The sequence below is a fragment of the Bacillus sp. HMF5848 genome, from assembly GCF_003944835.1.
In the GTDB taxonomy this organism is placed as follows: Bacteria; Bacillota; Bacilli; order Bacillales; family HMF5848; genus HMF5848.
This window is the reverse complement of record NZ_RWIV01000001.1, coordinates 4,070,846-4,086,962: the sequence shown is the minus strand read 5'-3', so window position 1 is coordinate 4,086,962 and position 16,117 is coordinate 4,070,846. Positions and strand designations below refer to the sequence as shown.

The window sequence follows — 16,117 nt, the reverse complement described above, 5'->3', positions numbered from 1 at the left end:
ACAAGAATTGCGAACCGAGAAAGAGGTGAAAGCATGGCTATCACAAAAATCAATACGGTTGGTTTAAGAGGAATGGAAGGCTATCGGGTCCAAGTGGAGGTTCATATGATGGAAGGGATGGATTCTTTTACAGTCGTGGGATTGCCAGATGCTTCTGTAAAAGAGTCGAGAGAAAGAGTATCCGCTGCGCTTCAATCGATTCACAGTCCTATTCTCCCAGGGAAAACAGTTGTGAACTTAAGTCCAGCTGAACAAAAGAAAAACGGCCCTATGTTTGATCTACCGATGGCAATCGCCATTCTTAAAAATATGGATGTGATTCATACGCAAATTTCAGCTGATGTCGGGTTTATAGGAGCGGTGTCTTTAGATGGTACGGTCGTATCTGTTGATGGGATGCTGCCAGCAATTTTAGCTGCTAAAAAGTTAGGATTTAAGACGGTATATGTTCCTTATGACGAAAACCTTCCCACTCTCAAATTCGATACGGTGGAAGTCGTGCACGTCTCAAACATACATGATGCTATTCAACATGTATCAGGACAAAATTTATTGCCTTTGAGGCAGCGAGAAAAGGTCCCTATGGTGGCTCAAGAAAATTATAGTAAGACCTTCGAACAAATTATAGGGCATCAACAAGCGAAACGTGCTCTAGAGATTGCTGCTGCCGGCGGGCATCATGTCCTTATGACAGGTCCACCAGGCTGTGGAAAAAGTATGTTAGCGGAAGCTTTTCCATCTATTTTACCTTCCTTAACACATGATGAATTACTAGAAAAAATACTAGTGAATCTTCAAACGACATTAGAAAGCGTGTATCGAAAGCGAGGATGGTACAACGGGCTCGCTATGGATGTAACACTGTAAACAGCAGAGTATCCTATCAGCAGCTCCTTCAACATGATAAGCTCCAACCAAACGTTAAAACACTACTCCAGCAAATCTCCACGAAACGAAACCTCAGCAATCGCTCGCAAGTTAAACTCCTTCGAATAGCCCGCACCATATCCGACTTAACTAACGAATCATCCATAACAGAACAGGCTATACAGGAAGCATCCAGGCTAAACGGGGGTGGTTCTGCTGGCTCCTAAAGAAGCACGGGGACGGTTCTCAGTCTGCCAAAGTAGTGATATTTGGCAGACTGAGAACCGCCCCCACTTTGCCGAGAAGAACCGCCCCCATTTATGCGAACAAATATCTAAACAAACGTTTGATTAGATGTATGTTCGGGTGTGTCGTGGCGTTGGTTCTCTTATTGAAACATTAGTAGAGGGATGTAAGCACAAGCACCGACTCTCTTTGGTTATACTCTGTTTCTGTCATGTAATAGAAATGTTTTTATGTTAGGGTTAAACACAGACATACACATAGCCGTGCGCTGTCTTTGTTTATCAAGTAAGTATAAGGATTCAGTGATAGGCAGTGTTTGTCCATTTTTAAATATAATAATAGAAGGATAAGTAGATTTCGTAGCACTTTGATTTCGCTCAATGGATAGGACATGGTTGTAGAAAATCCATTTACAGTTAAAGTTGTTGGGTGATTCTGTTGGAAAGGCATAGATGTTGAGCGTAGGATTAATAGGAATCGGTGTTTTTTGTTTGGCATTTGTATGGTATATCATAGAGATACGGCGACCTGCATAATCTGCTCCACCTTCTATGCAAGCTTGTTGAATTAACTGTAACGGTGTCTTTTGAACGTACAAAATTCTATTTGTTTCCCATACGATGGATTGATAATGCAAGTGAGCAGTTGGCAATACAATCATAGTTTTTTCATTAATGACATAATCAACCAGAATTGCATCCATGGCATGAAACACTCCTTAATAGTTTTAATATAAAGGAAGAAATTGAACATCTTTCTCAAGAAAAGAATAGATCCTCCACTTACTCGTTGTTATCATCAAACGTGTCTTTAAGCAAACGAGCATCGTCTAATAACGCATTTACATCAACATTGAACAGGTATCTAAGTCTAGCTGTTGTGTCAAACGAAGGGTGATGTGTGCCTGTCTCGATTTTACTTAATGCTTCACGACTAATGTTCAGTCTAAATGCTAGTTCTTCTTGATTAAAGTCCTTTCGAATACGAAGGGCTTTTATATAGTTTCCTATTACTTTTTTATCTACACATTTCTCTTTCAATCGACGTCATTCTCCCTTTTTCTCCCATTATCTAAAGGGAAAAAGAGACTGACCATGAACTAAAGTTCACAATAAGGGTATATATGGTAATTTGCGAATAAAAATTTTTGGAAGCATGGGGACGGTTCTCAGTCTGCCAAAGTAGAGACATTTGCCAGACCGAGAACCGTCCATCGACCGAACAAATGTATAAACAAGCGTTTGATTAGATGTATGTTCGTGTTTTGCGAGGTGGCTACCTCTTGGTCTTCGGTCTGGTGAGAGGAGTGAAGAATAGTAAGCCAACAAAAGTTGTGTTTTTAATGTGACTATATTAGCTGGATGGATAGATACTATATGATTATATTTGCATTTTTCATGAGCAGCGAGTTTATAGAAGAAACTGATAAATGGTTTTAATTGCAGGTCTTTGTGAGTGCGTTAGTAGCTAATTTTTTGAACAAGCTGATCTGGTTCAGATAAATTAAGGGGTGTGCTCAATGATACCTTGATGTTTGTGCATATGTTATCTGTATTTTTCAAGACGTTAGGTTAACATAAATGTAAATATTATATGGAGGAATGTCTGTGAGAGATGAGCGAGAAATTGATCAAGAGGCTTTAAAGAAGATATGGGCTGACACACTGGACGTGATTGAACGAAGAATATCGAAGCCGGCCTTTCAAACATGGTTCAAAGATGACTTAGAGGTTCAAATTAAAAATGATGTATTGTGTATTCGTTGTATAGACAACCCATTCAGAGCCGATTGGTTGGATAATCGATATAAAACATTAATTTTTGAGTCATTTAGAGATGTATCAGGTCAAGCATGTGATGTTGAGATTTACTCAAACGAAGACAAAGTGTATTCATTTGCTAACACTAGTCAACAGGATGAGAGGGATTCGACTAAACATCAACAGGTAGCCAAAGAGATTCAAACATTAAAAAACATAGTAAGTGATTACCAAGAAAAACTGGAGCATCTACAAGAGGTTGTGAACTTGCAGGCGGAAGAAATACTGAACCTCAAGGAACGTGTAAGTAAGGTGGAGACTTAATGGGTGCCAGCCCCCCGCTAGGACTAAGTAACAAAGTGCTAGCAATTTGCACACCTAGTAAAAAAGCACCCTGAAAATTTTCAGGATGCATAGAAGTGTATTTTTTGAATGCCCATGCTTATTATATTTTTTAATATGAAATTTTTATTTACCTCTCTATTTTGTTGATATTTTTATTAAGATATAGTGATGAAACAGATTGTAAAACAGTATGTTAAGTATCATAACTGGACAATAAAATATGAGAGAATACCATGATTTCCATGTTTTGTAGGTAAAAAGGTTGAAGTATTCAACAGAAACCCACTCTAATCCATAAAGAAGTATTGTGCCAAAAGCAATATAGAGAATGTTGTTTGGTTGATATTTTGCATAGAAGTGCATCAGAATAAGCAGAGAAAAAGGGTACGCAATATTCTGCAATAGTATATCCATGATTTCACCACTGTCACGATCAACAGTATCATAAAAATCATACGGACTCATTGCTAAAAAATAGTCCCCTACCGTTGTATAAAGGAGATTAAACAGTATTATGGCAATAATTTCTGTTAATAGAAGCACCTTTTTCTTTCTATGTACATATAAAAAGAAGAAAAATACAAACAATGAAATGACGATTGTAAACCATTCGTTTTCATCAAACTTCTTCGGCAGGATTGGTTGGATAATTTCATATGTTTTGAAAAAGTCACTCATATAATATTCTCCTTTCTCAACACAGAATTGAGAAAGTTCGTAAATGATAAAGTAAAAAGTATAACAAGCATTTCAAAGAACATATCCAGAGAAGGATACCAACTTATGCTATCAGAACGAAGCACACCAATTACTAAAAAAGATTTTTCAACTAATATCCCAAAAATAATCCAAGCAAATGTCACAGTTAGCTTACGTAATAGCGTCCAATTTGTACGATATGCAACCATTAACCATAGAAGTGTAATAGCAAAGACTGTTCCATATTGAAGTCTTACAGTCCAGAATGGGAAGTGTTCTTCCACCACACTAATGCGGTCATACGGAGAGGAAATGGTATAAAACATATTTTGACAAAAATAGGATGTAAACATGAATAAGATAAAGATTTCAATTGGATTAAACCATCTTCTCATCAGTGGTAATGTGAAAAGTAAAGCAATGGACAGTATGAGAACTATAAAGAAGGTCACACCCAAAATCATAAGAAAAACTCCTATACACTTCATATAAGGTATAGTTTAACCGAAATATTGTAGCATCATGTATTCTTGTCTCATAGGATAGAAATATCAAACACAACAAGATAATACACTAATAGAAAAATGATTATTAAGTGTCATATTATGTTAAGTGTCTGGTTTTTAGGTATTATAAATTCTAATAACTTGGACAATAAAAATTCTAACTTCTCATTTTGACGTATGAATTAACATCTGTTTTAACATATGAATCAGCGGAGAGAGAACCGGAGTTCCTAACTTATTGTTTGAGGTGCTAAAACCTATATGATTTTATATAATAATTCGAAAAAACTTTATAAAACACCATAAATATAGCGTATGAACCCATTGTGATTTCACACGCTATTTGTCATGCTATTTAGTTTATTGTGATTCAAAAGGGAACGTCTTTCGCTCCTTTTTCGAGTTATTGTGGATAGGGATATCCATAAGGATTTTGGTACGGATACGGTGGTGGATACGGATATGGATATGGATATGGCGCTGGAGCAGGATATGGACTAGGTGACGCAGCTGCTCCTAATGCTAAGCCTGTTACTGTTCCTGTTGCAAAACCGGGTACAAATCCACCCCCATGGTAATGATGTGGATGAGGATGAGGTGCCCATGTTCCCGTTCCACCGTGTCCCCAAGTGGCGTGCCCATGTCCATGTCCCCAGACAGCATGGCCACCACCACCGTGCGGACGGTATAAATACGAATTAGTCATCTGTAACAGCCTTCTTTCATGCTAGGATGTTGTATCATATGACTATTGGTTGTTATAGGTGCCTGTCACAGTCTTGAAAAATGTCGAAATGATATCGACAATATATACACAATATCCGTCCGACAGTATGGGGACGGTTCTCAGTCTGCCAAAGTAGTGACATTTGGCAGACCGAGAACTGTCCCATAGACCGAACAAATGTCTAAACAAACGTTTGATTAGATGTATGTTCGTGTTTTGCGACTGCTCATCACCTGTCCTTCGGTCATTATAAGAAGTCTTCAACAGTTCTTTTTCCAAAGATACCATTATACTTTTAAAATGTATCGCTTGGTTTAAAGGTCTTAAGCCGTCTCCCTTAGGAGGGAGATCCTTCCTGCAGGAGACGACTTAAAATGGTCGGGGCTGAGCAAGACGTTTGCGCTTTTCTTGTTCAACATTAGCACCAATAATGTAATGGCGACAATCTACTTTCAAGTGGTATGTTTGCTCTATCTGAAAAAATGTTATTTCCCTTGTTTTATAAGAAATATTGCCATCCCAACATAAACTACAGTTAAAAGAAATAAAAATATTGGCGTAGACAAAGGTTCCATTACAACCACCTACTATTTCAATTCTGATAAAGCTGGATGAAAGAACATTAATAAAACGATGATGATTGGGATGGATACTAATATTCCAACTAATGGATTTTTATAGTGAAGGCGAATAATGGCAAATGTTATGAAATTAAATAAAGTGGTCCACCATATATTCCACTCATTCTCGTGAATAAATAAACCTTTTTTCATAAATAGAATTTCTATAACCGTAAAGTATAAAATCCAAATTAAAATGTATAAATACTTCTTTTTTCCTGTTGGATAATGTTGTAAATAGATAATGAGCACTACCGGGACAATTAAAAAGGTAAATGTTACTTCAATAAGGGTATGATTTAGCCAAGAGAGTGTAACCGCCTTATATCTCCATAATGTATGTTGATAGAATATAAAATTATATAGTAAATTACATATGATATAGAACTGAATGGTAGGATAAAATTCCATCCACCTTTTCCAGTCAACAAACACCTTAGCAAAAATGACATATACACCTACAACTATAAATAAGTACATAATTTAGCCCCGTTACTTTTTAAAATAGTATGCCAATAATAATGAATTTCATGAGGTAGTTCATTGAAAATTAACATTCAGCCTAACTATTGAGGTGCATTTTCTACTTTCTGGTTGAAGGTTTGCTGACGATCACAATGAATATAATCGTCTTAAGTAGTGATCCAACTGTATTCTTGTACCGCGGAGAAAACAAATTAGCCCAGTTGAGTATTTCTTGTTCAATTTAGTCATCTGTATATACTCTATAATGGTTTAACTAACTGCTTTGCTATACTTTCCCGTTAAATATCTAAATACAACGGTATTTATGGCCATTATTATTATATAAACACCAAAAGAGTATTTGATATTCCAATTAATATAGGTAAACAAGTCAAAACTTAATGAAATCAACTCTAAGAGAATTAGTACTGCAGCAGAACATAATATAAATATGAATGATAATGGTTTCTTGCTATAACATATATATACTGAGATTAGAATTAATATAGAACTAGGATAAACAATTAAATGCAAGATGAAATCAAAAAGTTCCCCACTATTCTTATCTAAAGTATCGTATAGATTATAAGGGTTACCAGCGAGTAAATAATCACCAAAAACAGTGAGGGCAACATTAAAAACGTACATGAAGATAAAGATAGAAGTTTTCATCGCTCTAGGTAATAGTTTTAAAATAATAACTGTAATAAATACAATTACAATAGTAAAAATTTCATTTTTATCAAATGCAATGGGCAATAAGGGTTCTAACCACTTCATATAACTAATCCTTCACGCTTTAATATCTTTTGATATAAATGTTTAAAAAGTATTAAAGATATTATCGATAAAAACCCAAAGATAGTACTGTATAAAAAATACTGACTATTCTTATCAATTATACCTGCCAAATCATTTACAAAGTCAATTCCAACAAAAATCGAAATCCAAAGTATAATGCTAAAAGCTACCGTATTATACTTGTGACCATTCCAGTAAACAGTGGCCCATACAAGTAATACTGGTAGGATAATGTTATACTCTAGCTTCAATATCCAATAGGCTTGTATTTTATCAATAATATCAAATAATTTAAAACTAGATTCCGTTAGCCGAAAGTAATTTTGTGTGAATATTGTTGAGAAGAAAAAATAGAGCATAATCTCTATAGTAAGCATATAGCGAGCTAGAAAAAATAACGATAATACACTTATCATAGCTAGTAATGCGGTACAGATTAAAAAAACCGCTATATCATCATTAGCCATAGTTACCGCCCTCAACTTTCGCTGAGATCACATTAAATCTAAAGTTTTCGCCTTTATGAACATCTAGAATTTTTTTACCACACTCTAAAAAAGATAACACCTCTTCTTCAGACAAGTAACGCAAGTCAAATGGAAAAAGCTCCATTGTTTTAGCAGCATCAAATAAACTGTTAATTAATTTTTTCCCATCAACGGTCATTGATACAATTTTATATTTGGATGTATTTTTGTCTTTCTTGACAGTAACAAGTTCCTTCTGTTGAAGAGGCTTAAGTAATCTTGTAACTGTAGAAATATGCCAACAACCTAACTCGCCAATTTGAGTAGGAGTAAGTGTATTATTATGAGTAGAAAGTAAAAACAAAATATGTTGTTGTGCTGGCGAAATTTCAAACCTTCTACCTAATTCAGACCAATTATGTTCCATACAAAAATATAACGCCCTGACAGTTAAAAGCATCTGTTGCCTTAAATAAAAATTCAAAACTTCATCATCCTCACTTGTAAATACAATTGCATATACAAGTGTTATTATTGTTTATTACAATTTAAATATTCAAATTGTGTTTCTAAGTTAGATAATTTTTCTCTTTTAAACCACTCAGGACAGTTATACCTGCCCTTTTTATTTGTTAATTATTCCTATCCTTTTGTAAAAAATTCTGGGTCAGTCATTAACGGTTGATTTAGCAGCATGGGGACGGTTCTCAGTCTGCCAAAGTAATGACATTTGGCAGACCGAGAACCGTCCCAAAGACCGAACAAATGTCTAAACAAGCGTTTGATTAGATGTATGTTCGAGGGAAGTGCTTACCTAATCATCCGAAGGTGTGACGATTGATTGGAGAGGTTTACTGATTGGGGAGATAGTGAGTTGAAAATGAAAGAGGCTTGTTTCTTATTTGTAAGGAATCACATATGACATATGCACATAGAAAAAAGGAGCTGGTTACCTAATAAAGGTATATGCTCCTTTTTCGTGTCGTGTTATTGAAGATAGCGGTACCCATAAGGGATATTTAACGGTGGTAGCCCTTTACTTATTCGCTTAGCTCTTTTTCTTTGATTTTTAATTTATATACACCAAACCCGCCAAAGCCAAAGATTAATAGATAGATCCATAAGAGAAAGCTTCCGTCCCCTCTACTCGCCATCGGCACAATGTGTGTGATAAAGAATACGAGTAAAATGGCGAGCAGTGCCATGACGATGTTTGCGATAAACTTATATCTTTGCGCTTTTGTGGCTCTATCGGAATAAATCTCTGGCGTGGTAGCTCCTTCTGCTTTCGTTCTGAAATAGTGCCAGCCACCAAATTGAGCAACATGCTCCCAACCTGCATCTGAAAAGATACTCAAATACTCTTCCATATCATTGTTTCGCGTTTGCTTAAAATCTAGCTTATATACGTAGTTCGTTGGCTCTATTTTCTCAAAAGTATAAAATCCTACGTTATAATCACGCAAGCCCCAACCTTGTTGTGCCATTTGTTGCAGCCAAATTTCCTCTTGATCATCTTGCCACGCCCAGAAAATTTTAAAAGTCTTTTTAAGCATCATTTGAATCTCCTCCTATCGATCTCACAATGTGTCTGCTAATCTCTACAAGCTCCTCAATGCGCTTGAATTCAAAAGTAACAACTTGCTTCCCAAAATCAGTAAGAATGTAACATTTTTTTCGCTCCGTATCCTCTACTTTTACGATAAGACCTTGCTTCTCAAGCTTGCTTAAAGCACCATACAGTGTTCCTGGCCCCAACTTGACTTTACTTTTGCTCATTTCATCAACTTTTTGCATAATCCCATAGCCGTGCAGTTGTTCTGTCAATGCGAGTAAAATGTAATACGTCGTATGGGTGAGCGGGGTCAATGATTCCGCAGTAATCTTCATTACGAACTCCTCCTTTGTGCTTGTGTCGGTCGGCGTTATATCGTTAACCGATATATCATCTAACGATATAATATAACATTTACACACAAACATCAAGTAGTATTTTGAGATTTTTTGTAAATTTTTTTGGAAGTGCGGGGACGGTTCTCATACTGCCAAGGAAGGATGAATGGGGACGGTTCTTATACTGCCAAAGTCGTGATATTTGGCAGAGGAAGAACCGTCCCCACTTTGCCGAACAAAGAGATTTGTTCGGGGAATTGTGTCGTGCGGCTATTAAGCTAGTAATCTAGCTGTTTGAATGTTTCTCTTAATTTTTTGATGGCACTTTTTCGCCAGGACTTGACGGCATCTTCTGTCACACCTTCTTCTTCGGCAATTTGTTTATGGCTTTTGTCTTGGAGTAGGCGCTTAATAACCCATGTTTTTTGCTTGTGAGATAGGTTAGCATGCTCTAAGATCCAGTCAAATTCATCAGAATAGAAAGGATTTTCATCGTCCACGAGTGTCGCCATCAGTTCATCGCTCAAACATGCCGATCGCTCATAGTACCTATTTTCTTTCGTTAATTCGGCCTGTAGTTTGCCTTTAATCGTTACATAAGCAAACGTCGTGAATGAGCTTTTTGTGGGATCGTAACGCCTTTGTGCCTCCCATAAGGCAATTAAGCCAATTTGATAGTAATGGTCATAGTTTTGGTAGATTGCTAACTTTTTCAAAATATGATAAATCAGTGGTTTATACTGTTCTGCTAATTCATCAAAACGATCGATATTCAAGAGTGGGCTCCATCCTAAAAGGCGCGCTCTTTCAAAGTATTCCGCGGTATCTTCAGCATACTGGGATATTCTAATAGAAGGAAATGAACATACATAACATACCGGAGTCTGATGAGGTGTCATACTTCACGTATGACTAGGGGAAACGTAACGTTTGTGGACTAACAGTGGAGTTAAACATGAAGTTTCATATGAATTTTTGGCAAAGTGGGGACGGTTCTCGGTTTGCCAGTTTGCCAACAATAACAAGAAGAAATATAGCCAGAACCGTCTTATGGTTAATCTATGTTTTAGGATAAGCTCCAAGTCGGAGCGTATTCAATAATATTTTTTTACAGTGCAAAGTTTGTTGAAATGGCTTGGCATTGCTATTTAAATTTGGATTTTTTCCAATTTACTCCTGATAACGATTTTCCTTTCACACTCATGGAATATAGCTTCACTAATAACTTTGTGAAATAGTAGATGCCTTAAATAAATATATAGATTTTTTGCTGTAGTAGGATCAATTGCCTGCACTATGTTATCGTGTTCTTCTAAGCTTGTCGTGACCTTTATATCAAATAATTGCAATTGTTCATTTTGTAATTGTTTTTCAGCATATTCAATAATATCTTCTTTGCGAACTTGATACATGCGAGAGCCATATTTCTTTCCGCCATATAATCCTTTCTTCGCCCCTGCTAGTATTTTGTTATAGTGGGACTTATCATTTTTATTCACAATCCTTAAGACTCTTAATACAATTTGATTTGCTTCAGGCACTGTAATGTAACCAGGGTCAAGGTTATATTTCCTTACCAAGCTGTTCCCCACCTTTATGTAGTTTTTACATATTTAATTTTTATGGAAGTATTCCAATTTTATTACTACCATATTGGAAGCATGGGGACGGTTCTCACTCTGCCAAAACAGAAGTACGGAGGTTGTTCTGCTACTTCCTACACTTAATGGAATTGATGTAGTAGAACCTTGCCCGTACTGCTTTCAACTCTTATTGGCACGGATGCGTGAGAACCGTCCCCGTACTGCGAAGGTGCATCAACTAACTTGAATCACGTCGTCACTGTTCGTCTTGAATGCGGTTGTTGGTTTCAGACCAACTACCTTCTGAGCATACTATTCAAGATTGATTGAAAAACTACGAGAAAGTGATATCATTGAAAAAATACAGGGTTTTATTCTCGATTAAGCTATTGAACAATGGTGAGGGCTTTTCTGAGATAGGAACTAACTCAGAAAACGATTCTACCTTAAAGAAATAATGGTAGTTTTGCCATTCTTTATAACACACCAGGAGGTAATCAATTTGAGCAAAGAGACACTAGGCATTCCATTAAAGGGGTTTGCTGAATTTAGCAGAAAAGTAGCAGCAGAAGGTGCTGTGTTGTTGAAAAATGATGGACACGTTCTTCCCATCCAAAAAGATGAACGTATTTCGGTATTTGGTAGAACTCAGATCAATTATTATCGAAGTGGTACTGGTTCAGGTGGTAGTGTAAATGTTCCCTATATAACCAATTTATTAGAAGGTCTTCGAAGTAAAGAGAACATTACCGTTAACGAAGAATTAGCTACCGTGTATGAAAAGTGGATTGAAGAAAATCCATTTGATAATGGTGGCGGCGGCTGGGCGGCAGAGCCTTGGCACCAAAAGGAAATGCCTTTAACTGATGAGGTGGTATCAGAGGCAAGAAAGAATTCCAATAAGGCCATCGTTGTCATTGGTCGTACAGCAGGGGAAGATCAGGATAACGCCAATGAGCCAGGTAGCTATCTATTAACAGATGAAGAAATAGCGATGCTAAAAATGGTAACTACATATTTTGAACAGACAGCTGTTGTGTTGAATGTATCAAACATAATCGATATGAGTTGGATGAATGATGAAGACTATGTGAATCCAATACCGTGTGTTATCTACGCTTGGCAAGGCGGTATGGAAGGGGGAAATGCGATAGCGGATGTGTTAGTGGGAGATGTGAATCCTAGTGGGAAATTAACGGATTCGATAGCGTATTCCATTGATGATTACCCTTCAACTAGCAATTATGGCAATCAACATAAGAATTTTTATCAGGAAGATATTTATGTAGGCTATCGTTATTTTGAGACATTTTGCCCAGAGAAGGTGCAGTATGAATTTGGATATGGTCTTTCTTATACAACATTAACGATTGAGCCAGGAGAGGCGAAGGTAGTTAACACCAATGGCGAAGCACATATTGAAATGCATGTTACGGTAAAAAATAGTGGTTCAACGTATGCAGGTAAAGAAGTTGTTCAAATCTATTTTGAGGCACCACAAGGTAGACTTGGTCAGCCGGCAAGAAATTTAGTTGCATTTAAAAAGACAGATGTTCTGCAGCCAGGTGAGTCACAACGTCTAACCATTAGCTTCCCAATACATTCTATGGCTTCATATGATGACGGGGGCGTAACAGGTCATCCATCCGCCTATGTGTTAGAAGCTGGGACATACAATTTGTATGTAGGCAACAGTGTTAAAAATCTAACCCATATTAACATTGATGGACAGAGTGGGTACATAGTGGAAAATCTTCAAGTTGTGCAGCAGCTAGAAGAGGCGATGGCGCCAACGGAGAATTTTACGAGAATGAAGCCAGGTGCTAAAAAAGAAGACGATTCGTATGAGCTAACTTATGAAGAAGTACCGACACGAAAAATTTCATTGCAACAGAGGATTGAGAGTAATCTTCCTGTCGAGTTGGAGCAAACCGGTGATCGCGGCTATCAGTTACAAGATGTGTATGACGGCAAAGTTAGCATGGAAGATTTTATCGCTCAATTAAACGATCAAGATCTTGCTACCATTGTTAGAGGAGAAGGCATGGGCAGTCCACTAGTGACACCAGGCGTGGCATCAGCCTTTGGTGGATTAAGTGAAAGTTTAGCTAACCTTGGTATTCCGGTTGCATCTACGGCAGATGGTCCATCAGGTATTCGCATGGATAGCGGGTTAAAAGCTACACAAGTTCCGATCGGCACATTGCTAGCAGCCACTTGGAATCCTGAATTGATCGAGGAGCTTTATGTCATGGAAGGCCAAGAGTTAGTTAGCAACCAAATCGATGCGTTGCTTGGACCAGGCTTGAATATAAGACGTAGTCCGCTTAATGGCCGTAATTTTGAGTATTTTTCAGAAGATCCGCTTATCACGGGACAATTTGCCGCTGCATGCACTCGCGGAATTATGAAAGGCGGCTCAAATGCTACGCTTAAGCATTTTGCCTGCAATAATCAGGAGCAATTTCGTAATGATATCGATGCAGTTGTTTCTGAACGTGCCCTTAGGGAGATGTATTTAAAAGGATTCGAAATCGCTGTTAAACAAGGCGGTGCGAATTCTATTATGACAGCTTATAATCCTGTTAACGGGCATTGGACCGCATCTAATTATGACTTAAACACGACGGTTCTTCGCAAAGAATGGGGCTTTAAAGGCATTGTGATGACAGATTGGTGGGCACGCATGAATGATGTCATTCATGGTGGTCCTTCAGATACGAAAAACACAAACTTTATGGTTAGATCACAAAATGACCTGTATATGGTTGTCATCAATTATGGAGCGGAAGTGAATGCCGCAGAGGACAATACGTTAGAATCGTTAGAGAATGGGACATTAACCCGTGGAGAGCTGCAACGCAGTGCGATGAATATATGCGAATTCATCATGAATGCGCCCGTGTTTTTTAGAAAAAAAGAGCCAGAACAAGTTAAAAAATTCGCGGCAGCGAATCCAGCTCTATCAGGGGAACAGGTGCAAAGTTTGACTGAAAATGCACAAATTAAACCAGCTGCAACCGGATCGACGTTTATGAAAGTAGAGCAAGCAGGTGAATACCGAATCATTGTCAATGTCATGTCCCCCGATCAAAAATGGGCGCAAAGTGCTTGTAATGTGACATTAAACGATGAATTTATGACAACCATTCAAACAAATGGAACAGACGGTAAATGGCTCACCCAAAAGCTCATGAAAATCGAACTAGAACAAGGCCTATATGAAATGAAACTCGACTTCATCAAACCAGGCATACACATAGACTGGATCGAATTCAAAAAAATATAGGAAGCATGGGGACGGTTCTCGGTCTGCCAAACGGGGGGCCTGTTACTCGAGTGCGGGTGCAGGGAGTATGAACGGGGACGGTTCTCAGTTTGCCAAACAAGTGAGCCGTTCTCGTTACATATAAGGTGCGAAACCTTGGTTCAATGCCCAAACGGCAGCATGAGAACCGTCCCCACATTGCCGGGCAAAATAATTGCTTAAGGAGCTGGGTGAAACTATGGATGAAAAGATAATCAAGTGGGGCATTTTAGGAACCGGTGGAATAGCAAGTACTTTTGCAAAAGATTTAGCCTTTGCTAAAAATGCGGAACGTACTGCTGTTGGTTCACGTACAAAAGAGAGTGCTACAAAGTTTGCAGAAAGCCATGACGTTTCTCGTGCATATGGCAGTTACGACGAACTATTGCAAGATTCGGATGTCGATGCCATTTATGTTGCGACACCACACCCTTTTCATAAAGAAAATGTATTAGCGTGTCTTCGTGCTGGTAAAGCTGTCCTTTGTGAGAAGCCATTTACCGTAAATAGTAGAGAACTAGAAGAAATGATTCAATATGCTAGAGAAAATAAGCTATTCTTAATGGAGGCAATGTGGACTCGTTTCCTTCCTCCCATTGTTAAAGTGAGAGAGTGGATTGCTAGCGGTGAAATTGGCGACGTACTTTTAGTAAAAGCTGATTTTGGTTTCCGTGCACCATGGGATCCTGAGTGGAGGTTACTTAATCCGGCCCTTGGAGGAGGAGCTTTGCTTGATGCAGGAATTTATCCCGTATCATTTGCTTCTATGATCTTGGGAACAAACCCAGAGAAGATTTTAAGCACGGCACATATCGGTGAAACAGGTGTGGATGAACAGTTTTCTATTATTATGTCTTATCCTTCTGGAAAGACCGCCACCCTCAACGGCGCCATTCGAGTTGGGTTAACGAACGAAGCTTACATACATGGAACAGAAGGATATATCCGCGTCCCATCTTTCCTAAGTGCAAAATCAGCCACCTTATATAAAAATGGTGAGGAAGTAGAGACATTCAAGGATGACAGAAACTCAGCTGGTTATGCGTTTGAAATAGAAGAGGTAGGGAAATGCCTGAGTCAAGGGCTTGTAGAAAGTTCGGTCATTCCGTTAGATGAATCATTGGAAATCATGAAAATAATGGATCAAATTCGAGCACAATGGGGATTAAAATACCCGTTTGAATAGGCAGAGTGGGGACGGTTCTCAGTTTGCCAAATGGTCGAGTGCCAGTGGAAGTGCGAGGACGGTTCTCGGTCTGCCAAATGACAGAAATACCGAACAAATGTCTAATCAAACGTTTGATTAGACATCTGTTCGTATTTTTATGCGCATTTGTCCCTGCCCTTCGGAGAAGAAGCACGAACGAACGATTGAGACGAATAAATAAATGCTCTTACATGATGTAACAGACTTTTACTTAATAAGAATGTTAAAGAAACTTACTAAAATACAAAATCCTTCCCGCACACTCTGTAAAGTTAACGAATAAAAGCATTCTCGTTATCACATAATGGATAAGTGCTTATTAATAGTCAATGTTTCCTGATGTCCACTTGGATAATAAAATGACATGCTTTTTCTGTTGAATGTTCCCCCAGCTTTATGAATTGCTTCATGGTGTGTAGGACACAGAATAACAATATTATTCGGGTGATGATTTTGAGTTTCCGAGAAAGGCTCTATATGATGTGCCTCAACTATACTGACACGATACTGACTGAAATTTCCACCGCATATTTGGCATGAATGACTATAAAGATTTTTTAAAAGATTGATAGTGTTACGACTAGCCTTTCGCACTTTTAGGATTGCTATTTTTTCCTCAATAGA

19 protein-coding genes are annotated in these 16,117 nt (G+C 37.9%); 5 read left to right on the top strand and 14 right to left on the bottom strand.

Going from position 1 to position 16,117, the window contains the following annotated elements:
• The first annotated feature begins 33 nt into the window (after positions 1–33).
• Positions 34–867, top strand: a complete 834-nt coding sequence (locus EJF36_RS19255) for a magnesium chelatase domain-containing protein (protein WP_312028275.1) — start codon at positions 34–36, stop codon at positions 865–867.
• Positions 831–1,094: a magnesium chelatase subunit ChlI family protein gene (locus tag EJF36_RS22045; protein WP_312028274.1), complete on the top strand. Its 264-nt coding sequence runs from the start codon at positions 831–833 to the stop codon at positions 1,092–1,094. Before EJF36_RS19255 ends, EJF36_RS22045 begins: the two co-directional genes overlap by 37 nt.
• Positions 1,095–1,306: 212 nt before the next feature.
• On the opposite strand, the gene EJF36_RS19250 is transcribed toward EJF36_RS22045, so the two are convergent.
• Entirely contained in the window at positions 1,307–1,816 is a 510-nt protein-coding gene (locus tag EJF36_RS19250; RefSeq protein ID WP_125907852.1) for a competence protein ComK, read from the bottom strand.
• 79 nt (positions 1,817–1,895) lie between these two features.
• A complete protein-coding gene (locus EJF36_RS19245) occupies positions 1,896–2,153 on the bottom strand; it encodes a helix-turn-helix domain-containing protein (RefSeq protein WP_125907851.1) in 258 nt (85 codons plus the stop codon).
• Positions 2,154–2,720: 567 nt separating this feature from the next.
• Between EJF36_RS19245 and EJF36_RS19240 the strand changes: the two genes are divergently transcribed.
• Positions 2,721–3,197: a DnaA N-terminal domain-containing protein gene (locus tag EJF36_RS19240; RefSeq protein WP_185806977.1), complete on the top strand. Its 477-nt coding sequence runs from the start codon at positions 2,721–2,723 to the stop codon at positions 3,195–3,197.
• 156 nt (positions 3,198–3,353) lie between these two features.
• Here EJF36_RS19240 and EJF36_RS19235 read toward each other — a convergent pair whose 3' ends face one another.
• The 11 genes from EJF36_RS19235 to EJF36_RS19185 form a co-directional block, all read right to left on the bottom strand.
• Positions 3,354–3,896, bottom strand: a complete 543-nt coding sequence (locus EJF36_RS19235; protein ID WP_125907849.1) for a CBO0543 family protein — start codon at positions 3,894–3,896, stop codon at positions 3,354–3,356.
• Positions 3,893–4,381, bottom strand: a complete 489-nt coding sequence (locus EJF36_RS19230; protein WP_125907848.1) for a hypothetical protein — start codon at positions 4,379–4,381, stop codon at positions 3,893–3,895. Before EJF36_RS19230 ends, EJF36_RS19235 begins: the two co-directional genes overlap by 4 nt.
• A gap of 445 nt (positions 4,382–4,826) precedes the next feature.
• A complete protein-coding gene (locus EJF36_RS19225) occupies positions 4,827–5,129 on the bottom strand; it encodes a hypothetical protein (protein WP_125907847.1) in 303 nt (100 codons plus the stop codon).
• A 608-nt stretch (positions 5,130–5,737) separates the two neighbouring features.
• Positions 5,738–6,250: a CBO0543 family protein gene (locus EJF36_RS19220; RefSeq protein WP_125907846.1), complete on the bottom strand. Its 513-nt coding sequence runs from the start codon at positions 6,248–6,250 to the stop codon at positions 5,738–5,740.
• A 255-nt stretch (positions 6,251–6,505) separates the two neighbouring features.
• Entirely contained in the window at positions 6,506–7,015 is a 510-nt protein-coding gene (locus tag EJF36_RS19215; protein WP_125907845.1) for a hypothetical protein, read from the bottom strand.
• On the bottom strand, positions 7,012–7,503 hold the full coding sequence (locus tag EJF36_RS19210) for a hypothetical protein (RefSeq protein ID WP_125907844.1): 492 nt from the start codon (positions 7,501–7,503) through the stop codon (positions 7,012–7,014). The genes EJF36_RS19215 and EJF36_RS19210 overlap by 4 nt, the downstream gene beginning before the upstream one ends.
• On the bottom strand, positions 7,496–7,987 hold the full coding sequence (locus EJF36_RS19205) for a MarR family transcriptional regulator (protein WP_125907843.1): 492 nt from the start codon (positions 7,985–7,987) through the stop codon (positions 7,496–7,498). Before EJF36_RS19205 ends, EJF36_RS19210 begins: the two co-directional genes overlap by 8 nt.
• A 556-nt stretch (positions 7,988–8,543) precedes the next feature.
• Entirely contained in the window at positions 8,544–9,062 is a 519-nt protein-coding gene (locus tag EJF36_RS19200) for a DUF2812 domain-containing protein (protein ID WP_125907842.1), read from the bottom strand.
• Positions 9,052–9,393 (bottom strand): PadR family transcriptional regulator, encoded by a 342-nt coding sequence (locus EJF36_RS19195; protein ID WP_125907841.1) that lies wholly within the window; start codon positions 9,391–9,393, stop codon positions 9,052–9,054. The genes EJF36_RS19200 and EJF36_RS19195 overlap by 11 nt, the downstream gene beginning before the upstream one ends.
• A gap of 281 nt (positions 9,394–9,674) precedes the next feature.
• Positions 9,675–10,172: a sigma-70 family RNA polymerase sigma factor gene (locus tag EJF36_RS19190; protein ID WP_185806976.1), complete on the bottom strand. Its 498-nt coding sequence runs from the start codon at positions 10,170–10,172 to the stop codon at positions 9,675–9,677.
• Between the two features lie 372 nt (positions 10,173–10,544).
• Positions 10,545–10,976, bottom strand: coding sequence for a hypothetical protein (locus EJF36_RS19185; protein ID WP_125907839.1), 432 nt, complete (start codon positions 10,974–10,976; stop codon positions 10,545–10,547).
• Between the two features lie 505 nt (positions 10,977–11,481).
• On the opposite strand from EJF36_RS19185, the gene EJF36_RS19180 reads away from it, so the two are divergent.
• Positions 11,482–14,268 (top strand): glycoside hydrolase family 3 C-terminal domain-containing protein, encoded by a 2,787-nt coding sequence (locus EJF36_RS19180; protein ID WP_260471948.1) that lies wholly within the window; start codon positions 11,482–11,484, stop codon positions 14,266–14,268.
• Positions 14,269–14,485: 217 nt separating this feature from the next.
• The gene (locus EJF36_RS19175) at positions 14,486–15,472 is read left to right on the top strand and encodes a Gfo/Idh/MocA family protein (protein ID WP_125907837.1); all 987 of its coding nucleotides are present in this window, start codon (positions 14,486–14,488) and stop codon (positions 15,470–15,472) included.
• A 318-nt stretch (positions 15,473–15,790) separates the two neighbouring features.
• Here the strand turns inward: EJF36_RS19175 and EJF36_RS22295 are convergent, their stop codons facing one another.
• The gene (locus EJF36_RS22295; RefSeq protein ID WP_395940648.1) at positions 15,791–16,087 is read right to left on the bottom strand and encodes an HNH endonuclease; all 297 of its coding nucleotides are present in this window, start codon (positions 16,085–16,087) and stop codon (positions 15,791–15,793) included.
• Between the last annotated feature and the right edge of the window lie 30 nt (positions 16,088–16,117).

Bases quoted from the DNA above. Each gene is read 5' to 3' on its own strand.
- EJF36_RS19220 (WP_125907846.1), bottom strand. From the start codon at position 6,250: ATGTACTTATTTATAGTTGTAGGTGTATATGTCATTTTTGCTAAGGTG.
- EJF36_RS22045 (WP_312028274.1), top strand. From the start codon at position 831: ATGGTACAACGGGCTCGCTATGGATGTAACACTGTAAACAGCAGAGTA.
- EJF36_RS19215 (WP_125907845.1), bottom strand. From the start codon at position 7,015: ATGAAGTGGTTAGAACCCTTATTGCCCATTGCATTTGATAAAAATGAA.
- EJF36_RS19255 (WP_312028275.1), top strand. From the start codon at position 34: ATGGCTATCACAAAAATCAATACGGTTGGTTTAAGAGGAATGGAAGGC.
- EJF36_RS19235 (WP_125907849.1), bottom strand. From the start codon at position 3,896: ATGAGTGACTTTTTCAAAACATATGAAATTATCCAACCAATCCTGCCG.
- EJF36_RS19175 (WP_125907837.1), top strand. From the start codon at position 14,486: ATGGATGAAAAGATAATCAAGTGGGGCATTTTAGGAACCGGTGGAATA.
- EJF36_RS19250 (WP_125907852.1), bottom strand. From the start codon at position 1,816: ATGGATGCAATTCTGGTTGATTATGTCATTAATGAAAAAACTATGATT.
- EJF36_RS19230 (WP_125907848.1), bottom strand. From the start codon at position 4,381: ATGATTTTGGGTGTGACCTTCTTTATAGTTCTCATACTGTCCATTGCT.
- EJF36_RS19200 (WP_125907842.1), bottom strand. From the start codon at position 9,062: ATGATGCTTAAAAAGACTTTTAAAATTTTCTGGGCGTGGCAAGATGAT.
- EJF36_RS19195 (WP_125907841.1), bottom strand. From the start codon at position 9,393: ATGAAGATTACTGCGGAATCATTGACCCCGCTCACCCATACGACGTAT.
- EJF36_RS19225 (WP_125907847.1), bottom strand. From the start codon at position 5,129: ATGACTAATTCGTATTTATACCGTCCGCACGGTGGTGGTGGCCATGCT.
- EJF36_RS19210 (WP_125907844.1), bottom strand. From the start codon at position 7,503: ATGGCTAATGATGATATAGCGGTTTTTTTAATCTGTACCGCATTACTA.